24 protein-coding genes and 1 tRNA gene are annotated in these 25,203 nt (G+C 65.3%); 8 read left to right on the top strand and 17 right to left on the bottom strand.

Going from position 1 to position 25,203, the window contains the following annotated elements:
- Positions 1–13: 13 nt before the first annotated feature.
- On the bottom strand, positions 14–3,520 hold the full coding sequence (rpoB, locus tag G9E11_RS17925) for a DNA-directed RNA polymerase subunit beta (protein WP_190608203.1): 3,507 nt from the start codon (positions 3,518–3,520) through the stop codon (positions 14–16).
- A 393-nt stretch (positions 3,521–3,913) separates the two neighbouring features.
- On the opposite strand from rpoB, the gene G9E11_RS17920 reads away from it, so the two are divergent.
- Together G9E11_RS17920 and G9E11_RS17915 are read left to right on the top strand one after the other, a co-directional pair.
- On the top strand, positions 3,914–5,113 hold the full coding sequence (locus G9E11_RS17920; protein WP_190608200.1) for an acetyl-CoA C-acetyltransferase: 1,200 nt from the start codon (positions 3,914–3,916) through the stop codon (positions 5,111–5,113).
- The gene (locus tag G9E11_RS17915; RefSeq protein WP_190608198.1) at positions 5,113–5,595 is read left to right on the top strand and encodes an aminoacyl-tRNA deacylase; all 483 of its coding nucleotides are present in this window, start codon (positions 5,113–5,115) and stop codon (positions 5,593–5,595) included. Before G9E11_RS17920 ends, G9E11_RS17915 begins: the two co-directional genes overlap by 1 nt.
- A 114-nt stretch (positions 5,596–5,709) precedes the next feature.
- On the opposite strand, the gene rplL is transcribed toward G9E11_RS17915, so the two are convergent.
- From rplL to G9E11_RS17870, 9 genes are all read right to left on the bottom strand, one after another.
- Entirely contained in the window at positions 5,710–6,087 is a 378-nt protein-coding gene (rplL, locus tag G9E11_RS17910; RefSeq protein WP_190608196.1) for a 50S ribosomal protein L7/L12, read from the bottom strand.
- Between the two features lie 78 nt (positions 6,088–6,165).
- Positions 6,166–6,762: a 50S ribosomal protein L10 gene (gene rplJ, locus G9E11_RS17905; RefSeq protein ID WP_111905186.1), complete on the bottom strand. Its 597-nt coding sequence runs from the start codon at positions 6,760–6,762 to the stop codon at positions 6,166–6,168.
- Positions 6,763–7,076: 314 nt separating this feature from the next.
- Positions 7,077–8,186 carry a GNAT family N-acetyltransferase gene (locus G9E11_RS17900; RefSeq protein WP_190608194.1) on the bottom strand — a complete coding sequence of 370 codons (1,110 nt, stop codon included), beginning with the start codon at positions 8,184–8,186 and terminating at the stop codon, positions 7,077–7,079.
- An 80-nt stretch (positions 8,187–8,266) separates the two neighbouring features.
- Positions 8,267–9,358, bottom strand: a complete 1,092-nt coding sequence (locus G9E11_RS17895; RefSeq protein WP_190608191.1) for a GNAT family N-acetyltransferase — start codon at positions 9,356–9,358, stop codon at positions 8,267–8,269.
- A 185-nt stretch (positions 9,359–9,543) separates the two neighbouring features.
- A complete protein-coding gene (rplA, locus tag G9E11_RS17890) occupies positions 9,544–10,251 on the bottom strand; it encodes a 50S ribosomal protein L1 (RefSeq protein WP_190608189.1) in 708 nt (235 codons plus the stop codon).
- A gap of 173 nt (positions 10,252–10,424) precedes the next feature.
- Complete coding sequence (gene rplK, locus G9E11_RS17885; protein WP_018773647.1) at positions 10,425–10,856, bottom strand: 50S ribosomal protein L11; 432 nt, start codon at positions 10,854–10,856, stop codon at positions 10,425–10,427.
- Between the two features lie 133 nt (positions 10,857–10,989).
- Positions 10,990–11,859, bottom strand: a complete 870-nt coding sequence (gene nusG, locus G9E11_RS17880) for a transcription termination/antitermination protein NusG (protein WP_190608187.1) — start codon at positions 11,857–11,859, stop codon at positions 10,990–10,992.
- Positions 11,860–11,971: 112 nt separating this feature from the next.
- Positions 11,972–12,256 carry a preprotein translocase subunit SecE gene (secE, locus tag G9E11_RS17875; protein ID WP_111905182.1) on the bottom strand — a complete coding sequence of 95 codons (285 nt, stop codon included), beginning with the start codon at positions 12,254–12,256 and terminating at the stop codon, positions 11,972–11,974.
- Positions 12,257–12,337: 81 nt separating this feature from the next.
- Positions 12,338–12,410, bottom strand: a tRNA-Trp gene (locus G9E11_RS17870).
- Positions 12,411–12,683: 273 nt separating this feature from the next.
- Between G9E11_RS17870 and G9E11_RS17865 the strand changes: the two genes are divergently transcribed.
- Positions 12,684–13,901: a pyridoxal phosphate-dependent aminotransferase gene (locus G9E11_RS17865; RefSeq protein ID WP_190608184.1), complete on the top strand. Its 1,218-nt coding sequence runs from the start codon at positions 12,684–12,686 to the stop codon at positions 13,899–13,901.
- Between the two features lie 236 nt (positions 13,902–14,137).
- Here the strand turns inward: G9E11_RS17865 and G9E11_RS17860 are convergent, their stop codons facing one another.
- Together G9E11_RS17860 and G9E11_RS17855 are read right to left on the bottom strand one after the other, a co-directional pair.
- The gene (locus tag G9E11_RS17860; protein WP_190608182.1) at positions 14,138–14,815 is read right to left on the bottom strand and encodes a LuxR C-terminal-related transcriptional regulator; all 678 of its coding nucleotides are present in this window, start codon (positions 14,813–14,815) and stop codon (positions 14,138–14,140) included.
- Positions 14,812–16,200 carry an ATP-binding protein gene (locus G9E11_RS17855; protein WP_190608180.1) on the bottom strand — a complete coding sequence of 463 codons (1,389 nt, stop codon included), beginning with the start codon at positions 16,198–16,200 and terminating at the stop codon, positions 14,812–14,814. Before G9E11_RS17855 ends, G9E11_RS17860 begins: the two co-directional genes overlap by 4 nt.
- 125 nt (positions 16,201–16,325) lie before the next feature.
- Between G9E11_RS17855 and G9E11_RS17850 the strand changes: the two genes are divergently transcribed.
- The 5 genes from G9E11_RS17850 (at position 16,326) to G9E11_RS17830 (ending at position 20,593) form a co-directional block, all read left to right on the top strand.
- The gene (locus G9E11_RS17850) at positions 16,326–17,912 is read left to right on the top strand and encodes a PspC domain-containing protein (protein ID WP_190608177.1); all 1,587 of its coding nucleotides are present in this window, start codon (positions 16,326–16,328) and stop codon (positions 17,910–17,912) included.
- A gap of 1 nt (position 17,913) precedes the next feature.
- Positions 17,914–18,198 carry a hypothetical protein gene (locus G9E11_RS17845; protein WP_190608175.1) on the top strand — a complete coding sequence of 95 codons (285 nt, stop codon included), beginning with the start codon at positions 17,914–17,916 and terminating at the stop codon, positions 18,196–18,198.
- Positions 18,199–18,201: 3 nt separating this feature from the next.
- Positions 18,202–18,456 carry a PspC domain-containing protein gene (locus tag G9E11_RS17840; RefSeq protein WP_190608172.1) on the top strand — a complete coding sequence of 85 codons (255 nt, stop codon included), beginning with the start codon at positions 18,202–18,204 and terminating at the stop codon, positions 18,454–18,456.
- Between the two features lie 290 nt (positions 18,457–18,746).
- Positions 18,747–19,772 (top strand): 6-phosphofructokinase, encoded by a 1,026-nt coding sequence (locus G9E11_RS17835; protein WP_190608170.1) that lies wholly within the window; start codon positions 18,747–18,749, stop codon positions 19,770–19,772.
- Between the two features lie 104 nt (positions 19,773–19,876).
- Positions 19,877–20,593 (top strand): GNAT family N-acetyltransferase, encoded by a 717-nt coding sequence (locus G9E11_RS17830; RefSeq protein ID WP_190608168.1) that lies wholly within the window; start codon positions 19,877–19,879, stop codon positions 20,591–20,593.
- Between the two features lie 35 nt (positions 20,594–20,628).
- Here the strand turns inward: G9E11_RS17830 and G9E11_RS17825 are convergent, their stop codons facing one another.
- From G9E11_RS17825 to G9E11_RS17805, 5 genes are all read right to left on the bottom strand, one after another.
- A complete protein-coding gene (locus G9E11_RS17825; protein ID WP_190608166.1) occupies positions 20,629–22,146 on the bottom strand; it encodes a DHA2 family efflux MFS transporter permease subunit in 1,518 nt (505 codons plus the stop codon).
- A 4-nt stretch (positions 22,147–22,150) separates the two neighbouring features.
- Positions 22,151–22,567, bottom strand: coding sequence for an ankyrin repeat domain-containing protein (locus tag G9E11_RS17820; RefSeq protein WP_190608164.1), 417 nt, complete (start codon positions 22,565–22,567; stop codon positions 22,151–22,153).
- Positions 22,564–23,649 (bottom strand): CAF17-like 4Fe-4S cluster assembly/insertion protein YgfZ, encoded by a 1,086-nt coding sequence (gene ygfZ / locus G9E11_RS17815; protein ID WP_190608162.1) that lies wholly within the window; start codon positions 23,647–23,649, stop codon positions 22,564–22,566. The genes G9E11_RS17820 and ygfZ overlap by 4 nt, the downstream gene beginning before the upstream one ends.
- A gap of 41 nt (positions 23,650–23,690) precedes the next feature.
- Positions 23,691–24,413 (bottom strand): flavodoxin family protein, encoded by a 723-nt coding sequence (locus G9E11_RS17810; RefSeq protein ID WP_246469011.1) that lies wholly within the window; start codon positions 24,411–24,413, stop codon positions 23,691–23,693.
- Between the two features lie 121 nt (positions 24,414–24,534).
- Positions 24,535–25,167: a nitrobindin family protein gene (locus G9E11_RS17805; protein ID WP_190608157.1), complete on the bottom strand. Its 633-nt coding sequence runs from the start codon at positions 25,165–25,167 to the stop codon at positions 24,535–24,537.
- Between the last annotated feature and the right edge of the window lie 36 nt (positions 25,168–25,203).

Below are 25,203 nucleotides of genomic sequence, written 5' to 3'. Positions count from 1 at the left end.
GTCGGGACCCCTGCTAGACCTCTTCTACGGAGCTGGGCTCTGCACGAGACAGATCGATGCCCAGTTCTTCCGCAGCCGTGAAGACTGCGTCATCAGAGTCACGCATTTCAATTGTGGTTCCGTCTGTGGAAAGCACTTCCACGTTCAGGCACAGCGACTGCATTTCCTTGATCAACACCTTGAAGGATTCGGGAACACCCGGCTCAGGGATGTTCTCGCCCTTGACGATCGCCTCGTAGACCTTCACGCGGCCGTGAATGTCATCGGACTTGATCGTGAGCAGTTCCTGGAGCGTGTATGCGGCGCCGTAAGCTTCGAGCGCCCACACTTCCATTTCACCGAAGCGCTGGCCACCGAACTGTGCCTTACCACCCAGCGGCTGCTGCGTGATCATGGAGTACGGGCCGGTGGAGCGGGCGTGGATCTTGTCGTCCACCAGGTGGTGGAGCTTCAGGATGTACATGTAGCCGACCGAGATCGGATCCGGGAACGGCTCGCCGGAGCGGCCGTCGAACAGGCGCGTCTTGCCCGAGGAGTCGATCAGGCGGTCGCCGTCGCGGGTCACGTTAGTGGAGTCGAGCAGGCCCGTGATTTCCTCTTCGCGGGCGCCGTCGAAGACCGGCGTTGCAACAGTGGTCTGGCCACTCTCGCGCGGCAGGTTCGGCAGCTGCTTGACCCACTCCGGCTCGCCTTCGATCTTCCAACCCGTCTTGGCGACCCAGCCGAGGTGCGTTTCCAGCACCTGGCCGACGTTCATACGGCCCGGAACACCCAGCGGGTTCAGGACGATATCAACGGGGGTACCGTCGGCAAGGAAGGGCATGTCCTCGATCGGCAGGATCTTGGAGATAACACCCTTGTTGCCGTGACGGCCGGCGAGCTTGTCGCCGTCGGTGATCTTGCGCTTGGCAGCCACGTAGACGCGGACCAGCTGATTGACGCCCGGGGGCAGTTCGTCGTCGTTGTCGCGGTCGAAGACGCGGACGCCGATGACGGTGCCGGACTCGCCGTGCGGAACCTTCAGGGACGTGTCGCGCACTTCGCGGGACTTCTCGCCGAAGATGGCGCGGAGCAGGCGCTCTTCCGGGGTCAGCTCGGTTTCACCCTTCGGGGTGACCTTTCCGACCAGGATGTCGCCGGCTTCAACCTCGGCACCGATGTGGATGATGCCGCGCTCGTCCAGGCCTGCCAGGACTTCCTCGGACACGTTGGGGATGTCACGGGTGATTTCCTCGGCACCAAGCTTGGTGTCGCGGGCATCGATCTCGTGCTCCTCGATGTGGATGGAGGAAAGGACGTCCTCGGCAACGATGCGCTGCGAGAGGATGATGGCGTCCTCGAAGTTGTGGCCTTCCCATGACATGAATGCCACAAGGAGGTTCTTACCGAGGGCGAGCTCGCCCTGGTCCGTTGCCGGGCCGTCGGCGATGATGCCGCCAACTTCCAGGCGCTGGCCTTCGTTCACCAGAACACGGTTGTTGTAGCAGTTGCCCTGGTTGGAGCGGGCGAACTTGTTGATGCGGTAGTTGGTTTCCGTGCCGTCGTCGTTGAGCATGATGACGAGTTCGGCGGAAACCTCGGTAACCACACCGGCCTTCTTGGCGATGGTGACGTCACCGGCGTCGACGGCGGCCGCACGTTCCATGCCGGTACCCACGAACGGGGCCTCGGAACGGACCAGCGGCACAGCCTGGCGCTGCATGTTGGCACCCATGAGTGCACGGTTGGCGTCGTCGTGCTCGAGGAACGGGATCAGGGCGGTTGCCACGGACACCATCTGGCGCGGGGAGACGTCCATGAACTGCACGTCCGCGGCGGGAACGAGCACGGGCTCGCCTCCACCACCGCGGGCACGGACCAGGACGGTCTCTTCAGCGAAGCTCTTGTTCTCCTCGAGCGGAGCGTTGGCCTGTGCGATCAGGACCTCGGCCTCGTCGTCGGCCGTCAGGTACTGGACGTCGTCGGAAACGACGCCGTCCTTGACCAGGCGGTACGGCGTCTCGATGAAACCGAACGGGTTGATGCGGCCGTAGGACGCCAGCGAACCGATCAGGCCAATGTTCGGGCCTTCAGGGGTTTCGATGGGGCACATACGTCCGTAGTGGGACGGGTGAACGTCTCGGACTTCCATGCCTGCACGGTCACGGGACAGACCGCCGGGGCCCAGCGCCGACAGGCGGCGCTTGTGGGTCAGGCCCGAGAGCGGGTTGTTCTGGTCCATGAACTGGGACAGCTGAGAGGTTCCGAAGAACTCCTTGATCGCTGCCACCACGGGACGGATGTTGATCAGGGTCTGCGGCGTGATGGCCTCGACGTCCTGCGTGGTCATGCGTTCGCGGACGACGCGCTCCATGCGGGACAAGCCGGTGCGGACCTGGTTCTCGATGAGCTCGCCGACGGCGCGGATGCGGCGGTTGCCGAAGTGGTCGATGTCATCGATCTCGACGCGCAGCTCGTGGTCTTCGCCATCGCGCTTGCCCATGAGGGTCTTCTCGCCGGCGTGCAGCGCGACGAGGAACTTGATCATGGCCACGATGTCTTCAACGTGCAGGACCGAAGCTTCCTTGTCACCAAGGGAGCGGTCGATGCCAAGCTTGCGGTTGATCTTGTAGCGGCCAACCTTGGCCAGATCGTAGCGCTTGGAGTTGAAGTACAGGTTGTCCAGCAGGGACTGGGCAGCCTCGACTGTGGGCGGCTCGCCCGGACGCAGCTTGCGGTAGATGTCCAGCAGGGCGTCTTCGCGGGTTTCGGTGGCGTCCTTCTCCAGCGTGGCACGCATGGAGTCGTACTGGCCGAACTCCTCGAGGATCTGGCCTTCGGTCCAGCCGAGGGCCTTCAGCAGCACCGTGACCGACTGCTTGCGCTTGCGGTCGAGGCGCACGCCGACCTGGTCGCGCTTGTCGATCTCGAGCTCGAACCAGGCACCGCGGGACGGGATGATCTTTGCGGTAAAGATGTCCTTGTCGCTGGTCTTGTCAGCGGCGCGCTCAAAGTAGGCGCCCGGGGAACGGACCAGCTGGGAAACGACGACACGCTCGGTGCCGTTGACGACGAAGGTGCCCTTCTCGGTCATCAGCGGGAAGTCACCCATGAACACGGTCTGCTGCTTGATTTCGCCCGTGTTGTTGTTCATGAATTCAGCCTTGACGTACAGCGGTGCCGAGTACGTAGCGTCCCGGTCCTTGCATTCAGCCATGGTGTACTTCGGATCAGCGAACTCCGGATCGGAGAAGCTCAGGGACATGGTGCCCTGGAAGTCCTCAATCGGGGAGATCTCTTCGAAGATGTCGGAAAGACCGGAGGTGGTGGCGACGCTCAGGTCGCCTTCTTCGACGGCCTTCGCGACGCGGGCCTGCCAGCGTTCATTTCCGACCAGCCAGTCGAAGCTGTCCGTCTGCAGGGCAAGCAGATTCGGAACGTCAAGAGGTTCGTGAATCTTTGCGAATGAGAGCCGGCGAGTTGCACCATCGGTGCTTGCCGTGTTAGCGGTTTCGTTATTAGAGGTGCTCGAGGCGACCAAGAGGGATCCTTCCACAGACCTTCAGGCGTTTTCAGATCTCCCCCGCTTTTCACCCTGCGAAGTGACTCCGCAGTGCTACCATCCGGTTCCGCTATATGACCCGGGACCTGGTTCTGCCCATGCTGGTGACGTTGTTCACGGCACATTGATGGAGCAGCTAACAGGCTAAGCCCACCGCTATATGAAGGCTGAAGGTAAACAGGGAAGACGCAAATATCTACGATACGGCAAAACCCCACGCGTGTCTACCCCACTTGTCAGCAGAATGCAAGCACCGTTGCCACGGGCACCTAACCGGAATGCACCCCGCCTCCCCAGCGTTTTAATGGATAGGTGACCGGGCTCACGATACCCTTAGGCCAACCATCGGCAAAAGATCGGAAGAGAAAAACCATGAGCAATTCCGCGGACAACAGCGACGTTGTCATCCTGTCCGGCGCGCGCACCCCGCAGGGCCGGCTGAACGGGCAGCTCGCGAGCTTCACCGCCGTCGAGCTCGGGGCGCACGCCATCAAGGCGGCCATCGCTGCCAGCGGGCTGGAAGCCGAGCAGGTGGACGCCGTCATCATGGGCCAGGTCCTGCAGGCCGGGGCGGGCCAGAACCCGGCACGCCAGAGCGCCATCGGCGCGGGCATCGGCTGGAACGTCCCCACGGTTACCATCAACAAGGTCTGCCTCTCCGGGCTTACCGCCGTGATCGACGCGGCGCGGATGATCCGTGCCGGCGACGCCACCGTCGTCGTCGCCGGCGGCCAGGAATCCATGACGCGGGCTCCACATGTCCTTCCGGGTTCCCGCCAGGGTTGGAATTACGGCACCGTGCAGGCGCTGGACGTTGCGGCACACGACGGCCTGACCGATGCGTTCGACGGCCACTCGATGGGTCTTTCCACCGAATCCAAGAACCTTACGCTGGGCATTGACCGGACCGCGCAGGACAACGTGGCCGCCAACTCACACCAGCGCGCAGCGATCGCTTCGAAGAACGGCGTGTTCGACGACGAGATCTCACCGATCAGCGTCAAGCAGCGCAAAGGTGATCCCGTGGTGGTCTCCACCGATGAGGGCGTCCGGCCGGACACCACCGTTGAGTCCCTGGCCGGGCTGCGGGCCGCCTTCGTCACCGACGGCACCATTACGGCCGGCAACTCCTCTCCCCTGTCCGACGGCGCCTCCGCCCTGGTCCTGACCTCGCGCAAGTTCGCGGAGGAGAACGGCCTGGCGTACCTGGCCGTGGTGGGCAAGCCCGGGCAGGTGGCGGGACCGGACAACTCGCTGCACTCACAGCCTTCCAACGCCATCGGGCAAGCCTTGGACCGTGCCGGCTGGAGCACTTCCGATCTGGACTTCATCGAAATCAACGAAGCATTCGGTTCAGTGGCCGTGCAGTCCCTCAAGGACCTGGACTACCCGCTGGAGCAGTGCAACATCCATGGCGGCGCCATCGCGCTGGGACATCCGATCGGCGCCTCCGGTGCGCGGCTGGCACTCCACGCGGCGCATGAGCTGAAGCGGCGCGGCCAGGGCAAGGCGGCAGTCTCCCTCTGCGGAGGCGGCGGCCAGGGCGAGGCCCTCCTGCTGTTCCGGGACTGATGAAGGCTGTTCCGGCGTCGGGCAGGGAGCGGTTCCTTGCCGACGCCGCCGCGCGCGGCCTGGACGTCCAGCTCGTCGAACGGCTGGCAGCCCACAGCCTCGAGGAGGCAGCCGGGATCCTTGGCATCAGCCCGGCGGACATTGTGAAGTCCCTCGTGGTGAAGCACAAAGACGGCAGCTTCCTCTTCGCCCTTATCCCGGGCGACCGCCAGATCTCCTGGCCCAAGCTGCGCACCCTGGTAGGCGTCAACAAGCTCTCGCTGCCGGCGGCGGATGTGGCCCTGGAAGCGACCGGCTATGAGCGCGGCACCATCACGCCTCTGGGCAGCACCACGGCATGGCCTGTCTATGCGGACCGGACCATCGCCGGCAAGCGGATTTCCATGGGCGCCGGGCAGCACGGCTACAGCGCCTTCATCGACGCCGACGCCTTGGTCTCCGCCCTCGGCGCCGTGCTCGCGGACATCAGCGAACCCAACTAGGTAGCACATGAGGGCGTTCTGAGCGCTGGGAACGCCCTCAACTGCTACCTAGTTGCTGTTAAACGCAGGAATCCCCGCCCACCGGAGTGGACGGGGATTCCTGAGAAAGCAGTGTTACTTGACGGTAACGCGGGCGCCAGCTTCTTCGAGCTGAGCCTTTGCCTTCTCGGCAGCTTCCTTGGTGGCGCCTTCGAGAACAGCCTTGGGAGCGCTGTCAACCAGGTCCTTGGCTTCCTTGAGGCCCAGGGAGGTGATGGCGCGAACTTCCTTGATCACTGCGATCTTCTTGTCGCCAGCAGCTTCGAGAACGACGTCGAATTCAGTCTTCTCTTCGGCTTCCTCAGCGGCAGCGCCACCGGCGGGGCCGGCAACAGCTACAGCAGCAGCGGTAACTTCGAAGGTCTCTTCGAAGAGCTTGACGAACTCGGAGAGCTCGATGATGGTCAGTTCCTTGAAAGCTTCAATGAGCTCTTCGTTGCTGAGCTTCGCCATGGTGTGGCGTCCTTCCTATAAAGGTGGCCGGGGGCTTGATGCCGTTCCGATCCACCGGAGTCTTTGTGGGAGAGAGAATTAGTTCTCTTCGGCAGCGGCTTCGGCCGGAGCCTCAGCTGCGGCTTCTGCGTCAGCCTCTGCGGCAGGAGCTTCTTCAGCGGCGGGGGCTTCGGCTTCAGCCGGAGCACCGTTCTCTTCTTCAAGCTTGAGGCGCAGTGCGTCGATGATGCGTGCAGCAGCGGCAGCAGGGGCCTTGAGGATGCCTGCAACCTTGGCGAGCTGCAGCTCGCGGGACTCGAGTGCTGCCAGGGCAGCAACTTCGCTGGCGTTCAGTGCCTTGCCTTCGAAGTAACCGGTCTTGATGACCAGCTGCTTGTTAGCCTTGGCAAAATCCGTCAGGCTCTTGGCAGCTGCAACTGCGTCACCCTTGATGAACGCGATTGCAGTGGGGCCGGCGAGCTGGCCGTCGAATGCTTCGACACCAGCTTCCTTGGCTGCAATGGCGGTCAGGGTGTTCTTGACGACCGCGAACTTGGTGTCCTGGCCGAGAGAAACACGCAGCTGCTTGAGCTGTGCAACGGTGAGCCCACGGTATTCGGTCAGGACAGCGGCGTTCGATTCCTTGAAATCGTTAGTGATCTCAGCTACTGCTGAAACCTTGGTAGGCGTTGCCATAACCCTCCTTCCGGGGATAGTGCCGGTATTCCGGGTCCCCGCTCAGGTGAGCTAAAACTAAAAACGCCCCGCGCAGATGCACGGGGCTTGGCTCAACGCTGTCCAAAACAGCGGAACTTTGCTTCGTTCACCTGCGCCGGCCGCCCTATGTTCAGGGTCCTTCGTCCGGAAACCCACTGGCTCTTCCGCACACAACTGCAGAGTTGAGCTGAGCTCGAAAGAGTGGGAATCCAACAACCGACGGTCTTTGGTAGTTCAAGCTTAGGGGACGGCCCTGCTCATTACCAAATCGGCAGCTCCTCCGCCACCAGAACCTAACTCCGCCTCGGCCCAAGGTCCGGCAGTTCCTTCTGCCAGATCCCGGTGACTCCCGCCGTCGTGAACCCAAGCTGGCGGTTAACCGTCAGGAGGTACCGGTTCTCCGGGGCGTTCCAGGTGTAGATCACCCGCGCAGCGGGGAACTGCTCGGTGAGGCGCTCCATATTGGCCACCTTGATGAGCAGGCCGAGCTTGTTGCCGCGGTGCGCCTGCAGCACCACCGTGTCGTCCTGGAAGACGACGTCCTGCCGCTGCGCAAGGACGCTGATGGTCGTCAGCCCCACGAGCGCCCCGGTAGCAATGTGTTCGACGGCGGTCACCACCGTGCGCCGGCCCTGGGAGATGGTGACTTCCTCGGCTTCCCTCAGGATCCGGGCATCGAAGACTATGTCGTCGGTCCCCTCCACCGGTCCGGCGTCGCCGCCGGCCTGGTTTTCGAGGGCTGCCACCGATTCCAGCCAGCGCTCCGGGCAGCGGTCGGTCCAGTGGTGCAGGCAGTAGCGGCCGTTGTTGGCTTCCTGCGCCTCCGCCTCGAGCTCGGCCACAAGCTTGCTGTCCAGCGGCAGCACGCAAGAGCTGAACTGTTCGATGTGCTGCAGCGTGTAACCGGTGCGTTGGGCGAATTCCACCTCACGGCTCCCCAAAGGCACATAGCCCTGGCCCGATCCGGGCACCAGCTGTTCGGGCGCGAATTCATGCAGGGACGCGCCGGGATGGTTGGTGTCCACCAGGATCATGGTGCGGCCCTCGTTCCGGGCGAAGTGCTCGGCGGCTTCCAGCAACTGCCTGCCCACACCCTGGCGCTGGTACTCGGGGAGGATGTCAAGGGTGAATTCGGCGAGGTCCAGGTTGTCGGCGAGGGGCAGGGCGATGTCCACGGTGCCCACAATGTCGTCGCCGATCTTAGCCACGAGGATGACCTGGCGCTCGTACGGGTCTTCCAGTTCGAGGAGCTTTTCCAGCGGCGTGTAGGCGAGGTCGTCACTCCCCCAGGTATCCATCCGGACCTTGCGCCCCACCTCCACCGCGGCGAGGAAATCCGCCGCATCGGCAGCATCCACTGAATCCGGAATCCACAGCCGCTCGATCCGCACCTCTATTGCCATCATCCCCAGCCGTTCCGCCGCTTGCCATGAAGGCTGCGGGCTTCAGTCCACGCGGTGTATCCGTCGCCAGCATATGCCGGTTAGCGCCGGCGCTGCCACTCACCGTCGTACCCTGCCGGACGGAAGCCCAGCGCCACATTGATGGCCAGCATGTGGTCATTCTCTGCAGCGTTGAACGTCAGGACCCGTTCCACTTCGGGGTGGTCCTGCTGCAGGCGCCGCAGGTTGCGCACCTTGACCAGCATCCCCAGCCGGTGTCCGCGGTGCGCCTTGGCCACCAGCGTGTCGTCCTGCTCGGCCAGCCACGGCTTTTCGTCCGAGTGCTGCAGCACCGAGTAGGCCGCCAGCTCGCCGCTCGCCCTATGCCGGGCCACCGCCACCAGCGACTCCAGGCCCGCCCGCTTCCACTCGTCCTCGACGTGCCGGACGCGCGCGGCGTCCCACACCTCGGCGTCGTAATGCAGCGCACCTGCCGGGGAGTCCGTGCTCATCCTGGACATGAGCGCGGCCATCTGGTCCGCGTACTCATCCGGGCAGCGGTCCGTCCAGCCGAGGATTTCATACTGGTCCCCGGCAATGGCGCCAGCCTCGCGTTCCAGTGTGTCCAGGACACCGTCCGACGGCGGCATGTCCAGTGCGCTGAAACGCGTCACCTGCTCGAGGGTGTAACCGGCCGCCACGGCGAAACGGACGCCGCGCGCCGCGGCCGGGACCCCACCCGTCCCGGTTCCCGGCCTCAGGATCCCCGGGCCGTCCAGGTCGAACCCGGGGGCGTGTTCAGTGAAGCTCTGCAGGGTGCTGCGTCCGTCCTCCGTCGCCAGTGCCTCTGCGTGCCGCAGGAGGGCCCGTCCGATGCCGCGGCCGCTGAACCCGTTGAGGACGTCCACCCTAAGGAACGCATCCTGCAGGTTTTCCTTTTGCGTAAGCCTGACCCAGGACCTTGCCACCATGCGGCCGTCCAGCCGTACGAAGGAGAGCCGCAGCTTCGCGTAGTCGTCGTCACGCCACGATTCGAGCCTGGCCTTCGGCGGCGCCGCCCGGTCCAGGTTGCCCCAAAGCTCCAGCACCACGGCATCGCTGAGGTCGCTGAACTCGAGGAAGTCCGTGGCGTCGGGCGCGTCAAGTGACGCAGGCAGGAACAGCGGCTCGATCCGGTAGGAGGGCGTCGTCACCGGATCAGCCTAGCCGCAACGCCCTGGGTCCGACAGAGCCCCTTCAGGGGCGAGCCGGCGCGTGACCGGAGTCCCGCCGTCGTACTTCAGCGAACGAAAACGCCACCGGAATGCAAAAGGACCGCCCGGCAAACGCCGGACGGTCCTTCTGCTTTGGCCGGATATCCGGCCGAGGTTCGCGGGACTTATGCCTCGATGAGAACCTTGGTGACGTTGGGGTCAACGGAGATGCCGGGACCGAACGTGGTGGCAACCGTTGCCTTCTGGATGTAGCGGCCCTTGGAAGCGGACGGCTTCAGGCGGAGCACCTCTTCGAGGGCAGCGGCGTAGTTCTCGGCCAGCTTGACCTTGTCGAACGAAACCTTGCCGATGATGAAGTGCAGGTTGGAGTGCTTGTCGACGCGGAAGTCGATCTTGCCGCCCTTGATGTCGTTGACAGCCTTGGTGACATCGGGGGTGACGGTGCCGGTCTTCGGGTTCGGCATCAGGTTACGCGGACCCAGGACCTTACCGAGGCGGCCAACCTTGCCCATGAGGTCAGGGGTGGCAACGGCTGCGTCGAAGTCGGTCCAGCCGCCGGCGATCTTTTCGATCAGGTCGTCGGAACCAACGAAGTCGGCGCCGGCAGCGATTGCTGCTTCGGCCTTCTCGCCCGTGGCGAACACGAGGACGCGGGCGGTCTTACCGGTGCCGTGCGGCAGGTTGACGGTGCCGCGGACCATCTGGTCAGCCTTGCGGGGGTCAACGCCCAGGCGGAAGGCAACCTCAACGGTGGCGTCGAACTTGGACGGGTTGGTGTCCTTGGCGAGCGTCACTGCCTCGAACGGCGCGTAGAACTTCTCCGCGTCGATCTTGGCTGCGGCTGCCTCGTATGCTTTGCTGCGCTTTGCCATGCTGCTTATTTCTCCTTGTGCAGTTGTGGTCTGCGGACCGCGCTGGGCCCTGCCACAGTCAGCTGTCCGGGATGGACTGCTGACATTTCAATGTTTCAGTGGTGCCGGTCTCCCGGCGGTGCTGCCCGTCGTCGTGATCGGTTTACCGAACCCAACATCAGGCAGCGCGGTAATTAACCCTCGACGGTGATACCCATGGAGCGGGCGGTGCCGGCGATGATCTTCGCTGCGCCTTCGAGGCTGGTGGCGTTGAGATCTTCCATCTTGGTGGTGGCGATCTCGTTGACCTGTGCCTGGGTCAGCTTGGCAACCTTGACGGTGTGCGGGGTAGCCGAACCCTTGGCGACGCCTGCAGCCTTCTTGATGAGCTCTGCAGCCGGCGGGGTCTTGGTGATGAACGTGAACGAACGGTCTTCGTAGACGGTGATTTCAACAGGAATAACGTTGCCGCGCTGGGCTTCCGTCGCAGCGTTGTACGCCTTGCAGAATTCCATGATGTTGACGCCGTGCTGGCCAAGCGCAGGACCGATCGGCGGGGCCGGGTTAGCGGCACCTGCCTGGATCTGCAGCTTGATGAGGCCGGTGACCTTCTTCTTGGGAGCCAATGTAGGGTCCTTCTCTCAAATGCGTCCTGGGACACAGGAGCGTGCCTCAGGTGGTTGACCGCCATGGCGAGGCGGCCGGCCGTTCCGGAACTGCTAAAGCGGGCCGTTCCGGAGCGAAATCTGTGGTGATCAGTTAGATCTTGGTGACCTGGTTGAAGGCCAGCGTGACCGGGGTCTCGCGTTCGAAGATGGACACCAACACCACGAGGGTCTGGGAATCCACCTTGATCTCGGAGATCGTGGCCGGAAGGGTCTCGAACGGACCTTCCTTGACAATGACCGATTCGCCGACCTCGAAGTCTACGTCGATCTGGGCGGCAGCCTGCTTGGCGGGCTTGCCCTTCTCTGCCTGCTCCTCTTCGAAGACCGGAGCCAGCATGGAGAAGACCTCATCGAGGCGCAGCGGCACGGGGTTGTGGGCGTTGCCCACGAAGCCGGTGACGCCCGGGGTGTGGCGGACGGCGCCCCAGGAGGCGTCGGTCAGGTCCATGCGGACCAGCACGTAGCCGGGGATGCGGACGCGGTTGATGACCTTGCGCTGGGCGTTCTTGATCTCAACGACTTCTTCCATCGGAACCTGGATTTCGAAGATGTAATCTTCCATGTCCAGGGTCTGGATGCGAGTCTCAAGGTTGGCCTTGACGCGGTTTTCGTAGCCGGCGTAGGAGTGGATGACGTACCAGTCACCCTCCTGGCGGCGCAGCTTGGCCTTGAACTCCGCGGCGGGATCAGTGGCCTGGGCGGCAGCAGCGGCCAGGACGTCGGTCCCTTCCCCGCCTTCCTCTCCGGTCACGTCGCCAGCGTCAGCGGCCTCGTCATCAGCGACGCCGGTCTCGTCGTCGGCCTCAGTATCGGCCTCGGCGTCAGCGTCGCCGTCGTACTCGGCATCGCCTTCGGAATCGGGCGCAGCAGACGCAACCTCGGAGCCCTCAGCGGACTCAGCCGCGGGGTTCTGGGTTTCATCCAGCTCAGTCTCAGTTACCTCGAGCTCCTGCTCAGACACTTGGTCTCCTGCTTCCTAATTGCCTAATTGCATTTAAATGGCTCAATTCCGCACACCCCGCAGCTCCTGCCGATTCCGGCAGGGAGTCCACGCAGTCTGCGGACCGATCGCCTTAGCGGTCCCCGGCGCCTGTACCGCCGAAGACCCAGCCCACCGCGGTGCCGAACCCAAGGTCCAGCAGCGTGACGATCACCATCATGATGACCACAAAGACGAGCACCACGAGCGTGTAATTGATCAATTCCTTGCGGGTGGGGGCGACGACCTTTTTCAGTTCGCCAATGACCTGACGGACGAAGAGTGCGATGCGAGCGAAGAAGCCGGCCTTGGCGGCCTTCTTTGCGGGGCGGCCCTTGGAGCTGCTGGCAGCTGTTTCGGTCACCTGTTCCTCACTCATCCTCGCAAGTCGGATTACCCGGCTCTGAACTGAACCTTTGGTTGCTGCGCTTGCTCCGCCTTTTCGCCGGAACAGCCTGCGCAGGGCAGACAGGACTCGAACCTGCAACCTGCGGTTTTGGAGACCGCTGCGCTACCAATTGCGCCACTACCCTATGGATCAAAAACCAGTGAAGGCCGCACTTCCCCAAGGCCATCTGGGGCGCACGTCATCATCCGTGTTTTCAACACCGGAGAACCAGTCTACGCAACAACTGCGCTTACGTCGAACCAGCCTCATTTCGGACCGTTTTTCAGCTTCAGAATCCGCGCCGCATCGCAGTCACAAATCCGCGTTCCACCTCGAACGATCCGGTGAACAGCATAGAGTAGATTCCGTCGAATTCCACCATTCAGCCCTCCAGCTGCAAGCGAAGAACGGACCCGCCATGTCTGCCGCCCGCGTTTCCCAACGCATTTCCGCCATTGCCGAATCCGCCACCCTGGCCGTCGACGCCAAGGCCAAGGCGCTGAAGGCGGCGGGCCGGCCGGTGATTGGCTTCGGTGCGGGCGAGCCCGACTTCCCCACTCCGGACTACATCGTCCAGGCCGCCATCGACGCCGCCAGCCAGCCGAAGTACCACCGCTACTCCCCCGCCGCCGGCCTGCCCGAGCTGAAGAAGGCAATCGCCGAGAAGACGTTCCGGGACTCCGGCTACAAGGCGGACCCGTCCCAGGTGCTGGTCACCAACGGCGGCAAGCAGGCGGTCTACAACACGTTCGCCACCCTCGTAGATCCGGGCGACGAAGTGATCGTGCCTACGCCGTTCTGGACCACCTACCCCGAGGCCATCCGCCTCGCCGGCGGCGTCCCGGTGGAGGTCTTTGCCGGTCCGGAACAGGACTACCTGGTGACCGTGGAGCAGCTCGAAGCAGCAGTCACGGACCGCACCAAGATTCTGCTGTTCGTGTCGCCGTCGAACCCCACCGGCTCCGTCTACTCCCCCGAGCAGGTTGCCGAGATCGGGAAGTGGGCCGCCGCCAAGGGCCTGTGGGTGATCACCGATGAGATCTACGAGCACCTGACGTACGACGGCGTCCCCTTCACCTCCATCGCCACGGCCGCCCCTGAACTGGGCGACAAGGTTGTGATCCTCAACGGAGTGGCCAAGACCTACGCGATGACCGGCTGGCGCGTGGGCTGGATGATCGGGCCCGCCGACGTCATCAAGGCCGCCACCAACCTGCAGTCGCACGCCACCTCCAACGTGTCCAACATCCCGCAGATCGCCGCCCTGGCAGCCGTCTCCGGCCCGCTCACCGCGGTGGACGAGATGAAGGTCGCCTTTGACCGCCGCCGGAAGGCCATCGTGGAGGGGCTTAACGCTATCGAGGGCGTTGAATGCCCGACGCCGAAGGGTGCCTTTTACGTGTACGCGGACGTCCGCGCGCTGCTGGGTAAGGAATTCCCGACGGCGAATGGCACCGTCCGCCCGGAGACCTCGGCCGCGCTTGCCGCGCTGATCCTGGATGAGGTGGAGGTCGCCGTGGTTCCCGGCGAGGCCTTCGGCCCGTCCGGCTTCCTTCGCTTGTCCTATGCCCTGGGCGACGAGGACCTCGCCACCGGCGTCGGCCGCTTGCAGGACTTCCTCGGCAAGGCGCAGTAACCCCAAACCCTTCCTCACCTCCTGCAGGAAAACCACGGATCCTCCCTCAGATCCTGCAGAAAATCCCTAAACGCTCCCGCGCCGAAAAATGGTGCGGGAGCGTTTGCCTTTGGGCGGTAAGAAGTGAGGACGCGTCAGGGGAAAGACGGCAGGACGTGAGGAAGCGTTAGGGGAAAGACGGCAGGACGTGAGGACGCGTCAGGGGAAAGACGGCAGGACGTGAGGACGCGTCCGGGCTAGAGGAGGCGGCGCTCGGCGGCCCACTTGGTCAGTTCGTGGCGACTGGACAGCTGCAGCTTCCGGAGCACAGCCGAGACGTGGGTTTCCACGGTTTTGATGGAGATGAAGAGCTCCTTGGCCACTTCCTTGTAGCTGTAGCCGCGGGCGATCAACCGCATCACCTCGAGTTCCCGGGCGGAGAGCTTGTCCAGTTCGTCGTCGGCAATGTCGGCCGGGGCGGTGCCGAATGCGTCCAGGACAAAGCCTGCCAACCGCGGGGAGAACACCGCGTCGCCGCCGGCAACCCGGAACACGGCGTCGGTGATCTCCGCGCCGGAAATGGTCTTCGTAACATAGCCGCGGGCCCCGGCGCGGATGACGGCCACCACGTCCTCGGCCGCATCAGAGACGCTCAGGGCGAGGAAACGGGTGGTTGCCAGGAGCGCCGCGGAACCGGTGATGACTTCCCGCCCTCCCCCGCCGCGGCCGCCGGGCAGGTGCACATCCAGGAGCACGACGTCGGGCCGTGCTGCGGCAATAACTTCGACGGCCTGTTCCACGGTGCCGGCCTCGCCGACCACCACCACGCTCGGGTCCAGGTCAGCCTTGAGGCCGGACCGGAATATCGCGTGGTCATCCACGATCACCACACGCACGGTTCTTCCCGGCGCGCCTGCCCCTGCTGGTGTACTCATGACTTCCCTTCCCCGTTGTCCGCGACGTCCGCAGGCAGCCTGAGGCGCACCTCCGTGCCGTCGGGGCCGCTGCTGATTGCGGCGTTGCCGCCGTGACGTTTCATCCGGCCAATGATCGATTCGCGGACGCCCAGCCGGTCGTGCGGGACGTTGTGCAGTTCAAAGCCCGGGCCGCGGTCTTTGACGAAGACTTCCGCGCCGCCGTCAGACACCTCGAGATATACAGAGACGGGACCGCCGCCGTGACGGGCGGCGTTCAGCATGGCCTCGCGGCTGGCCTGGACCAGCGCCTCGTGGCGCTCGGTCATCTCCGTGTCGCCCACCGTCACGACGTCGACGGCGTTTCCGAGGCCGTCCTCAACCTCCGCGGCGGCTGCCTTGACCCGGTCTGAGAGCTGGCCGGCGTCGCGGGCCGGATCCTTGAAGAGCCAGCCTCGCAGCTCGCGCTCCTGCGCCCTGGCCAGGCGGACGACGTCGTGCTCGTTGCCGGCGCGGCGCTGAATGAGGGCAAGCGTCTGCAGTACGGAGTCGTGCAGGTGCGCGGCGATCTCGGCCCGCTCGGTCTCCCGGACGCGGCCGGCCCGTTCGGTCTCCAGGTCACGCCAGAACTTCAGGCCCCAGGGCAGCAGCACCAGCGCCACGCCGCCCAGCACGGCCACGGACGCGAGCAGCGCGAGCCAGGTCTGCTGCCAGGAGCCCGATCCGGAGACCATGACCAGCACCCCGGCCACCACGAGTGCGAGGCCCGCCGCCAGCCGGGCCCAGCCGCCGGCCTGGTCCGCTTTGGTCTTGTCCACCAGTCCGGCCCGGCGGGTTTCATCCAGCTGCATCCACGCGATCGCGGCGCCGCCGAGTATTGCAGCCGCCGGGATCAGCGTACCGAGGGGCACCTCCACGCCCAGCAGCCTGGCGATCAGGATCGCGGCGACGAGCAGGAGCCCGACGCCCAGCAGGATCTCCTTGCCATAGCGCATGCTCCGGATCCGGAACCATGTGCCGGACCCGGGAGCGGCGGCACGCGCCGGGGGCTGGAAGGCGGTGCCGGCGTCGTACTCCCCCGCGGGCGGAGGGACGGACGGAGGAAAAGGAACGACGTCGGGGGCCGGGCCGGACTGCAAGCTCACGGGCGGCAGGCTAACGGCGGGGGCAATGGGCGACGCCGGGCGGCGGGCATTGCGCTTGGCGTTCTCGTCCGCGGTGGGAACCATGATCCACAGCCATCCGTAGAAGGCTAGCCCCGCGCCCCCGGCGAAGGCGGCCACCACCATGCCGATCCGGACCATGCGCACCGGCCAGCCAAGATGGACCGCCAGGCCGGAGCAGACGCCGGCGATCACGCGGTCGCTGCTGCGGACCAGAGGCGGGCGGACAGGGGCTGTGGTCATGCATCAATCCAAACACGGATCAGGGTTCCCGAGTCCCGTTGTGAGGGTGAACCGGGGGTAAGTCAGGGGCCGCTCAGGGTGTTCCCCAATAGAGGACTGACCAGCGGAAACGGCAATATCGAGGTATGAACTCGCAGAACCCCAACCCCAATGAAGGCCAGCAGCCGGGCACCCCGTCCGAGGGCAGCACCGGCCAGGAACCGGAACTTCCGGCATCGCCGGAAAACGCCGTGCCGGAAAACGCCACGCCGGAAAATCCGACGCAACCCCTGTTCCCGCCCCCCGCCGCGGACGAACCGCCGCACACTTCCGCTGGAGCCACCCCTCCCTCCGGAACGCACGCCGGGGCCGGTTCCGGAACCCACGCCGGGCCCGCGTACGGCGCTCCGGCCTATGGCGCTCCCGGCTACGGCCGTGCCGCACAACCGCTGAACTTCTTCGATTGGATCCGAAGCCACGGAATACACCGCGGACGTGACCGCTGGATCGGCGGCGTCTCCAGCGGCATCGCGGAAAGGATGGGCATCGATCCCCTGATCGTGCGCGGCATCTTCATCGTGCTGACGCTGTTCGCAGGCATCGGCGTCCTCCTGTACGGCCTCGGCTGGGCTCTGCTGCCGGAGCCCGATGGCCGGATCCACACCCAGGAGGCGGGTGCCGGCCGCTGGAGCACGGGCATGACGGGGGCGCTCATCACCTCGATCATCGGCCTCACCGGCATGGGCGGCGGCTTCTGGGGATGGGGCCACGACGGCTTCGGCTTCTTCTGGGCGCTGTTCTGGATCGGCGGCGTCATCTACCTCATCTACTTCCTGACCCAGCGCAACAAGAACCGCACTGGTGCAATGATGAACGGCACTACTGGCAGTCGGTCAGCCTACGGCTACGCAACCCCTGGCAACTCACCTGCGGCTGCCGGAAGTCATACGCCTACCCCGCCCTACACCGTGCCGCCGACCTCGGACGCGATCCCGTCCTACAGCTCCGCAACCCCGTACGGCTCCGCAGCCCCCACAGCCCGTTACGGGGGCGGGATACCGCCACGCCGGCCCGCCCCGGTCCCGACGCCGGCACCCAAGCCGCGGCCGAGCGGCCCGGGCGCGCCGGCCGTGGCCATCACCGCCGGACTGGCGCTGCTGGCGGGCGGCACGCTCAAGGCGCTCGACGCCAGCAACCTGATTGATCTGGGCGACTCGGCCAACGCCGTGGTCTGGGCAGCCGGTGCAGCAGTCCTTGGCCTTGGCATCCTGCTGGCCGGGATGCGCGGCAGGACCTCGGGTGTTCTCGGGTTCTTCGCCGTGGTGGCGCTCATCGTCGGCGGCGTCTTCAGCGCCGTACCCAACGGTGACCGGTTCCGCTTCCAGAATGCGGACTGGAACCCGGTCAGCATCGAACAGGCCCGCCAGGGCTTCCAGATCACCGGAGGCCGCGGAACTGTGGACCTCACCGGCCTGAACCTCACCCCGCCCCTGGGCACCGACGTCGTAATTCCCCTCGACGCCACAGCCAGCAATGTGACGGTGGTGATTCCGCGCACCGTGCCGGTGGATGTCCGGGCCGACATGACCCTGGGGAACCTGAACGAGGGCGCGGACAGCCGAAGCGGCATCACCTCCCGGCAAAGCAGCTACAACTCGGACAAGCCCGGCGCCCGGCTGATCCTCCAGATCGACGGCACCGTGAGCAACATCACCATTCAGGAAGGAAACTGACATGAGCAGTTTTGATCCGTTACCGGAAACAAACCCCTCGCCCAAAACGCCCACCGCGGGCACGGACGAACCCGCCGAAGCGCGCGCCCGGGTGGGCACCATCGTCTGGGGACTCGTGGTCCTCGCCCTGGCCGTCCTGATCGCCATCTCCCAACTGGGGATCGTGGTCCTGAACGGGACATATGTGCTGATCGGCCTGATGATCGGGGCCGGCGCCGCGCTGGTGATCGGCGGGCTGCTCTCGGCACGGAAACGTGACAACAGCACAACAAACGGGAAGTCTTAAGCCATGGAAAAGTTCTACAGCATTGTCAGGGGCATTGGCCTGAAGCGCGGACCCCAGCGCTGGCTGGGCGGCGTGTGCGGCGGAATCGCGGAGAAGCTCAACGTGGACGTGGCGTTCGTCCGGATCGGTTTCCTCATCTTTTGCCTGCTGCCGGGCCCGGCAGTCGTGTTCTACCTGGCGGCATGGCTGATACTGCCGGACCAGAACAACTCAATCGCGCTTGAGTCCTTCCTCGAAAAGCGCGGCACAGGCCGGTAATACACCGGACTGGCCGATAGTAAACCGACCCGCCGGCAGCCGCCGTCGTCCGTTTTATCCACATCCGCCCGCTTTAGGCAGAGTGCCCCTGTTCCCCGGAACGGGGGCACTCTGCCCTCCCGGCCCCTACGGGTCCCGGTAGCCGAGTCCCGGCGTCCGTGCCCTGGCGTCCGGACCGCCGGGGCTGTAACCGTTTGTGTCCTACCCCACACTCCGCACTAGAATCTCTAATTGAGCTCAGCGTGGCGCTCTGCCCGTAAAACCTTCGAACCAGGATTTGAGCCAAGAAAATGAAAATCGGAATCCTCACCAGCGGCGGCGACTGCCCCGGACTTAACGCGGTTATCCGCGGCGCCGTCCTCAAAGGCATCGCCATCCACGGCCACGAATTCGTGGGGTTCCTCGACGGTTGGCGCGGAGTGGTTGAGGGTGACATCATCCCCATTCCCCGTAGTCTTGTCCGCGGTATTGCCAAGCAGGGCGGCACCATTCTGGGCACGTCCCGCACCAACCCGTTCGAGAACGGCGGCGGCCCGGACGTCATCAAAGCCCACATGGACCGCCTGGGCATCGACGCCATCATCGCCATCGGCGGCGAAGGAACCCTCGCGGCCGCCAAGCGCCTCACCGACGCGGGCCTGAAGATCGTCGGCGTTCCCAAGACCGTTGACAACGACCTCGACGCCACGGACTACACCTTCGGGTTCGACACCGCCGTACAGATTGCCACCGAGGCCATCGACCGGCTGCGGACCACCGGCGAATCCCACCACCGCTGCATGATCGCCGAGGTCATGGGCCGCCACGTCGGCTGGATCGCCCTGCACGCAGGCATGGCCTCCGGCGCACACGCCATCCTGATTCCGGAGCAGAAGACCAGCATCGAGCAGATCACCAAATGGGTGACCGAGGCCCATGACCGTGGCCGCGCGCCGCTGGTGGTGGTGGCCGAGGGGTTCGTGCCGGAGCACATGGAATCGCCGCACTCCGAACGCGGGCTGGACACCTTCGGCCGGCCGCGGCTGGGCGGGATCGCCGACCAGCTGGCCCCGGAAATCGAAGCCAGGACCGGCATCGAGACCCGCGCCACCATCCTGGGCCACATCCAGCGTGGCGGCGTCCCGTCCGCTTTCGACCGCGTCCTTGCCACCCGGCTGGGCATGGCCGCCGTCGATTCCGTGGTCGAAGGCCGCTGGGGCACCATGGTGTCGCTGAGCGGCACCGACATTGACCACGTGGCCTTCGAAGCCGCCCTCGGCAAGCTCAAGACCGTTCCGCAGCACCGCTATGACGAGGCCGCGGTCCTCTTCGGCTAAACCCCGCGTTCAGCTTCCAGGAGCGCGAACTGGCAGATAATGCCCTGTTTTTCGGCTTTTGAGGGCATTATCTGCCAGTTCGCGCCTATCGGTAGGCTGGGATCATGAGTCTTGACCCCGGATCCGCCGCCATCATCCAGCTTGCCTGGGCGCGCCGCCTCGGGCTCGACGACGGCGCTTTCGCCCGTGCGCTGGAAACCGGCGAGCGGATCACCAGGGTTGACGACTCCGCGCATTCGGTCGAGTTCGTGCGGCTGTTTGGCAGCTCGGCCCTGGTGGGTCCGCAGTGGGCGCTGGACGCCGCGGCCGGCATTTCGGATGAGGAGATGGCCCAGCACGTTACCCTGCTGACCATCACCCGCCGGCACGGCGGACACGGCCAAGGCTCCGCCGCGCTCTTCTTCGCCGACGACCTGCCGCTGCTGCAACCCGCGGAGGAGCTGACGGTCTCACACGGCAACCCCGAGGCCATCGAACTTGAGGGCCTGTGCCCGCCCGATGACGTAAACGAGGTGGGCCTGTCCGACCTCGAGAACCGGTACACCATCATGCACGACGACGAGGGGCAGCGCGCGCCGGTGGCCTGCGGCGCCTACTCCGAATGGGAAGGCATCCTGGCCAACATGGGGGTTCTCGTGGCCCCCGGGTGGCGCCGGCGCGGACTGGGATCGCTCGCCGCCTCGGTGGCTGCCCACGAGGCCCTGGCCTCCGGACTGACGCTGCAGTGGCGCACCGACGTCAGCAATAAGGGCTCACTGGCCACGGCACGCAGCATGGGCTTTTCCACCGGCGGCATCCAAACCAGCGCGCTGCTCGGCTAGCCACTAACACGGCCGGCCGAGCAGCGCCCAGCCACCTAGCGTGAAGTAGCCTCCGCGTCCTGGTCTGCAGCCGGCTGCTGTCCGCCCCAGCCCTGGACTGCCTTGGGCCTGGCGAAGAACAGGGCCACCGCGGCGCCGAGCACAATAACAGCTGCTGGCAGCATGATCGACTGGCCCATCGCCGTCGAGAAGCCCTCGTGGAGAGCGGGTGGCAACTGGCCGCCAAAACCGCCGACCTCACCCGCCCCGCCGGGAGCCCCTCCCGGTGCCGCCGGAAGTTCCGCAGCGAGCCGGGCCTGCATGAGGACGGCGATGGCGGCGCTGCCCAGGACCGCACCGATCTGCCGCGTGGTGTTGTACACGCCAGCGCCGGCACCTGCCTGCCGCGGTGGCAGGTTCCGGGTGGCGGTGGAGCTCAGCGGCGCCCAGATGCCGGCGTTCGCGAAGCCGAGTACTGCGCTGGGGAGCAGGAAGAGCCACACCGGCGTGTCCGGATGCATGAGGGCTGAATTCCAGAACAGCGCCACCGCCATGAGCAACAGCCCGGTGGACGTGATGTATTTGGGGTTAACGCGGTCGATGATCCGGCCCACCACGGGCGCGAGTCCGCCGGAAATCAGCGCCATCGGCACCATCATGAGGGCCGACTGCGTTGGGGTCATATCGCGCACCATCTGGTAATAGAAAATCAACGGCAGGCCAAAGGCTGTCACCGTGAAGCCCACCGTGGTGATCCCGATGTTGGCGAGCGAGAAATTGCGGTCCTTGAACAGACCCAGCGGGAGCAGCGGCTCGCCCTTGTTAACCGCCTGCCAGCCGACAAAAAGCACAAGCACAACCACGCCGCTGATGATCAGCCCCCACACCGTGACCGGCCCGGTAATGGTGCCCCAGTTGTAGGTCTCGCCTTCCTGGAGGCCGAACACGAGTAGGAAAAGGCCAACGGCACTGAGCACCACGCCGGGGATGTCGAACTTGTGCGGGTGGGTGGTCAGGGACGGCACCAGGCGCCAGGCGAGGATGAAGCCGACGATCCCGATGGGCACATTGATGAAGAAGATCCACTCCCAGCCAAGGCTGTCCACGAGCACGCCTCCCAGGATAGGTCCGACGAGCGTGGCCACGCCGGCAGTGGCACCCCACAGCCCCATGGCAGCGCCGCGCCGGTCCGGCGGGAAGATGCGCGTGATCACGGCCATCGTCTGCGGCGTCATTAGCGCCGCGCCCAGCCCCTGGAGGACGCGCGCCGCGATCAGCATCTCAACATTGCCGGACAGCCCGCACCACAGCGACGCCAGGGTGAAGACCACGAGGCCGGCAAGGTACAGCCGCTTGGGCCCGAACCTGTCGCCGAGCCTGCCGGTGATCAGCAGCGGCACCGCATAGGCCAGCAGATAGGCGCTGGTGACCCAGATGACGGCGTTGATGTCCGTGTCCAGCCCTTCCATGATGCGCGGGTTAGCCACCGAAACGATCGTGGTGTCGATCAGAATCATGAAGAACCCGATGACGAGGGACCAGAGTGCAGGCCAAGGCCTGCTGACGTTTTCCAAGTGCTCAGCCCAGCATTTCCAGGATGTCGGTCCGGGCGAACATCTGGGCGGCGGCACGAGCTGAGGGGGTGCCGGCGTCGGGATCTGCTCCCGCGTCGAGCAGCACCCGCGCGACGTCCGAGTAGCCCTTGAAAGCGGCGCCGGCCAGCGGTGTCTGCCCGCGGTCATTCGCAGCGTTGACGTCACCGCCGTGGTGGAGGATCAGTTGCACGGTCTCGGCAAAGCCGTGGTACGCGGCGAGCATGAGCAGCGAGTCGCCCGCGGAGTTGGTCAGCGTGGCCGGGGCGCCGGCGTTGAGGTAACTGCGCAGCAGCTCGGTCTCGCCGTTGCGGGCGGCGTCGAAGAGGGTATGCGCCAAGGCGAGGGTGTCCTCATCCGGCTGCTGCTGAGCCTGGTCTCCGGGCGCGGTGGAGTCTGTCATCTGTGGGTCCCCCTCAGGAATCCTGTCTGCCTTCCGACCACCTGGCCGGCGTCGGGCGCCACGATCACTTCCTGCGCGGCTGTGTACGGTTCATCCCCGTCCATTACCGTCAGTATTTCATCCGGGGCGACCGAACGCTTGATGACTGCCAGCGCGATGGGGCCCATCTCGTAGTGCTGCGCCACGGACGTCACGGCGCCCACCTTGCGCTCCCCCACCCGGACCTCGCTGCCGGCGGCCGGCAAGGTGTGCTGGGAACCGTCGAGCTGCAGGAACACCAGGCGCCGCGGCGGGTGGCCAAGGTTGTGGACACGGGCGATGGTCTCTTGGCCCTTGTAGCAGCCCTTGGCCAGGTGCACGGCGGTGCGCAGCAGGTCCAGTTCGTGCGGAATGGTCTTGTCGTCCGTTTCGGCGCCTGGCCGCGGACGCCAGGCGGCAACGCGCAGAGCCTCGGCGGAGAGGACGCCGGCGAGCTTGCGGTCCCCCACCGTCTGCTCGAGCTCCGCCGCGGGCACGAGATATTCGAACCACGGGCGTTCGGCCCCGGGGTGGGTGTCCTCCGGGACCACGGAGTAGGCGTACCCGCCCGCCCCGACGTGCGGCCAGGGGTCCTGCCACACCTGCAGGCCAGCCCATTCGCGCACGGCCTGGGTGGAACCCACCACTGCCCAGTCGGCCGAGACGTCCGCCACCTCGACGCGGAGCATGAACTTCATCCTGGTCAGCCACTCGGCCAGGGGACCCGCTTCGGCCGCCTCGACGATCAGCCAGGTGGTCCCGCCGTCGTCCACCACCCGCGCATCGAATTCGATGCGGCCCTGCACACTCAGGAGCAACAGCTCGCTGGACTCGCCGGGCTGGAGATTGGTGACCTGCTGGGAGGACAGCGTGTTCAGCCAGCTCAGCCGGTCCGGTCCGGTGACCGTCACCACGCCGCGGTGGGAAAGATCGACGACGGCGGTTCCGGCCGCGAGGGCGCGCTGCTCCCTCAGCGGTTCGCCGTAGTGGGACGCGACGCCGGCGTCGGCGCCGCCCGCTTCAACGGCGCCAGGGCGCGACAACAGAGGGCTCTTGGTAGTCATATGAAGGGGAACGTCCTTGGCTGGGAGGGTATTCCGGCCACCTAGCGGTATTCCGGGTTTTCGAAACCAAACTTGGTTCCGGCCTTCCATTCTTCCGGAAGGTTGCCGTAGGCGGGAATTCCGCCGGCGTCCTTGAGCGTCCGGGCCAGGTGCAGGAGGTTCCACGTCATGAACGTGGTGTTCCGGTTCGTAAAGTCGCTCTCCGGACCGCCCGAACCCTCGTCCAGGTAGCTGGGTCCCGGCCCGACGGGGCCGATCCAGCCTGCGTCGGCCTGCGGCGGGATGGAGAAGCCGATGTGCTGCAGGCTGTAGAGGACGTTCATGGAACAGTGCTTGATGCCGTCCTCATTGCCGGTGATCAGGCAGCCGCCCACCTTCGGGTAAAAAGCCCACTGGCCCTTCTCGTTGAGCTGGCCCGAATGGGCGTAGAGCCGCTCGATGAGCTTCTTGGTCTGCGAGGAGTTGTCCCCCAGCCAGATGGGTCCGGCCACCACCACGATGTCCGCGTCCTTGACGGCCGGGTACAGCTCGGTCCATTCATCGGTTGCCCAGCCATGCTCGCGCATGTCCGGGTAAACCCCGCTGGCGATGTCGTGGTCGACAGTCCGGATGACCCGGGTGGCCACGCCCTGCTTCTCCATGATCAGCCGGCTCACGGTGATCAGGCCCTCGGTGTTGCTCTTCTCCGGCGAACGCTTGAGGGTGCCGTTGAAGTACACGGCTTTGAGGTCGCTGTAGTCAGCCGGGGGCTGGGACTCATCCATCGGACACTCCATCGGGTTGCTTCGGACTCAGGCATGGAGACCTGAGGCCAAAGTAGTCGAAAGGAGCGCCGCCGAACAGGGTTTCGGAGCAGCGGGGTGTGCAGAGGCGGGGTGACTGCGGTCAGGTGACCTTATTAAGGAACGCCGAGGCGTGGGCCTCCAGGCCATTGCCCGGTTCAGCAGCCGCGGCGCCTGCCGACGGACTGCCGGTGGCGACGTCCCACCGCCAGAGCAGGTTGCCATCGACCAGCCCGAAGATCCGGGTGGCCGCACTGTAGTCCTTGGAGTGGCTGCCGCGCATCACCATGTCGGTGCTGAGCTGGATCTGCGGGCCCTTGATCTGCCCGTAGTACAGCTCCGAGATTCCGCCCGGGTGGCTGATCGACACCGAGATGTCGAAGCCGCCATCCTTGTTGCGGAGGGCCTCAACCTCGTCTGCGCTTTTCAGCACTGGCACGATGTCCCCCGGAACCAGGCCGGGGCCGCTGTCGGCCTCCAGCTGTTTGCGCTCCAGGGCCCAAAATCCGGTCTCAACTGTGAGCGGCCGGAGCTTGGTCCCGTCCTCGTCGGTCAGCCAGCTTTCCGCACGGTACTGCAGGTACGGCAGACCGTTGTGGGTGAAGGAAACATGCTGCAGGAAGTGCTCTGAGCTTTCATCACCGGCCCCGAGCCGGCCACGGCCCTCCCACTCACCGATGAGCCAGGAGAGGGGAACCAGTTCGGGGGTCAGGTCTGTAGGAATTTCAATAGGCACAGCCGCTACCTCTCGAAACTGCTAAGCAGGGGTTTA

The sequence above is a fragment of the Arthrobacter ipis genome, assembly GCF_014694315.1.
Lineage (GTDB): Bacteria > Actinomycetota > Actinomycetes > Actinomycetales > Micrococcaceae > Arthrobacter > Arthrobacter ipis.
The sequence above is the reverse complement of the archived record's forward strand: the minus strand, read 5'-3'. Positions and strand labels throughout refer to the sequence as shown.

Coding starts and splice junctions, on each gene's coding strand:
- G9E11_RS17845 (WP_190608175.1), top strand. CDS start 17,914: ATGAGCAGTTTTGATCCGTTACCGGAAACAAACCCCTCGCCCAAAACG.
- secE (WP_111905182.1), bottom strand. CDS start 12,256: ATGAGTGAGGAACAGGTGACCGAAACAGCTGCCAGCAGCTCCAAGGGC.
- G9E11_RS17920 (WP_190608200.1), top strand. CDS start 3,914: ATGAGCAATTCCGCGGACAACAGCGACGTTGTCATCCTGTCCGGCGCG.
- G9E11_RS17810 (WP_246469011.1), bottom strand. CDS start 24,413: ATGGATGAGTCCCAGCCCCCGGCTGACTACAGCGACCTCAAAGCCGTG.
- G9E11_RS17835 (WP_190608170.1), top strand. CDS start 18,747: ATGAAAATCGGAATCCTCACCAGCGGCGGCGACTGCCCCGGACTTAAC.
- G9E11_RS17830 (WP_190608168.1), top strand. CDS start 19,877: ATGAGTCTTGACCCCGGATCCGCCGCCATCATCCAGCTTGCCTGGGCG.
- rplA (WP_190608189.1), bottom strand. CDS start 10,251: ATGGCAAAGCGCAGCAAAGCATACGAGGCAGCCGCAGCCAAGATCGAC.
- G9E11_RS17855 (WP_190608180.1), bottom strand. CDS start 16,200: ATGACCACAGCCCCTGTCCGCCCGCCTCTGGTCCGCAGCAGCGACCGC.
- G9E11_RS17900 (WP_190608194.1), bottom strand. CDS start 8,186: ATGGCAATAGAGGTGCGGATCGAGCGGCTGTGGATTCCGGATTCAGTG.
- rplL (WP_190608196.1), bottom strand. CDS start 6,087: ATGGCGAAGCTCAGCAACGAAGAGCTCATTGAAGCTTTCAAGGAACTG.
- G9E11_RS17840 (WP_190608172.1), top strand. CDS start 18,202: ATGGAAAAGTTCTACAGCATTGTCAGGGGCATTGGCCTGAAGCGCGGA.
- G9E11_RS17820 (WP_190608164.1), bottom strand. CDS start 22,567: ATGACAGACTCCACCGCGCCCGGAGACCAGGCTCAGCAGCAGCCGGAT.
- ygfZ (WP_190608162.1), bottom strand. CDS start 23,649: ATGACTACCAAGAGCCCTCTGTTGTCGCGCCCTGGCGCCGTTGAAGCG.
- G9E11_RS17865 (WP_190608184.1), top strand. CDS start 12,684: ATGTCTGCCGCCCGCGTTTCCCAACGCATTTCCGCCATTGCCGAATCC.
- G9E11_RS17915 (WP_190608198.1), top strand. CDS start 5,113: ATGAAGGCTGTTCCGGCGTCGGGCAGGGAGCGGTTCCTTGCCGACGCC.
- G9E11_RS17860 (WP_190608182.1), bottom strand. CDS start 14,815: ATGAGTACACCAGCAGGGGCAGGCGCGCCGGGAAGAACCGTGCGTGTG.
- G9E11_RS17850 (WP_190608177.1), top strand. CDS start 16,326: ATGAACTCGCAGAACCCCAACCCCAATGAAGGCCAGCAGCCGGGCACC.
- rplJ (WP_111905186.1), bottom strand. CDS start 6,762: ATGGCAACGCCTACCAAGGTTTCAGCAGTAGCTGAGATCACTAACGAT.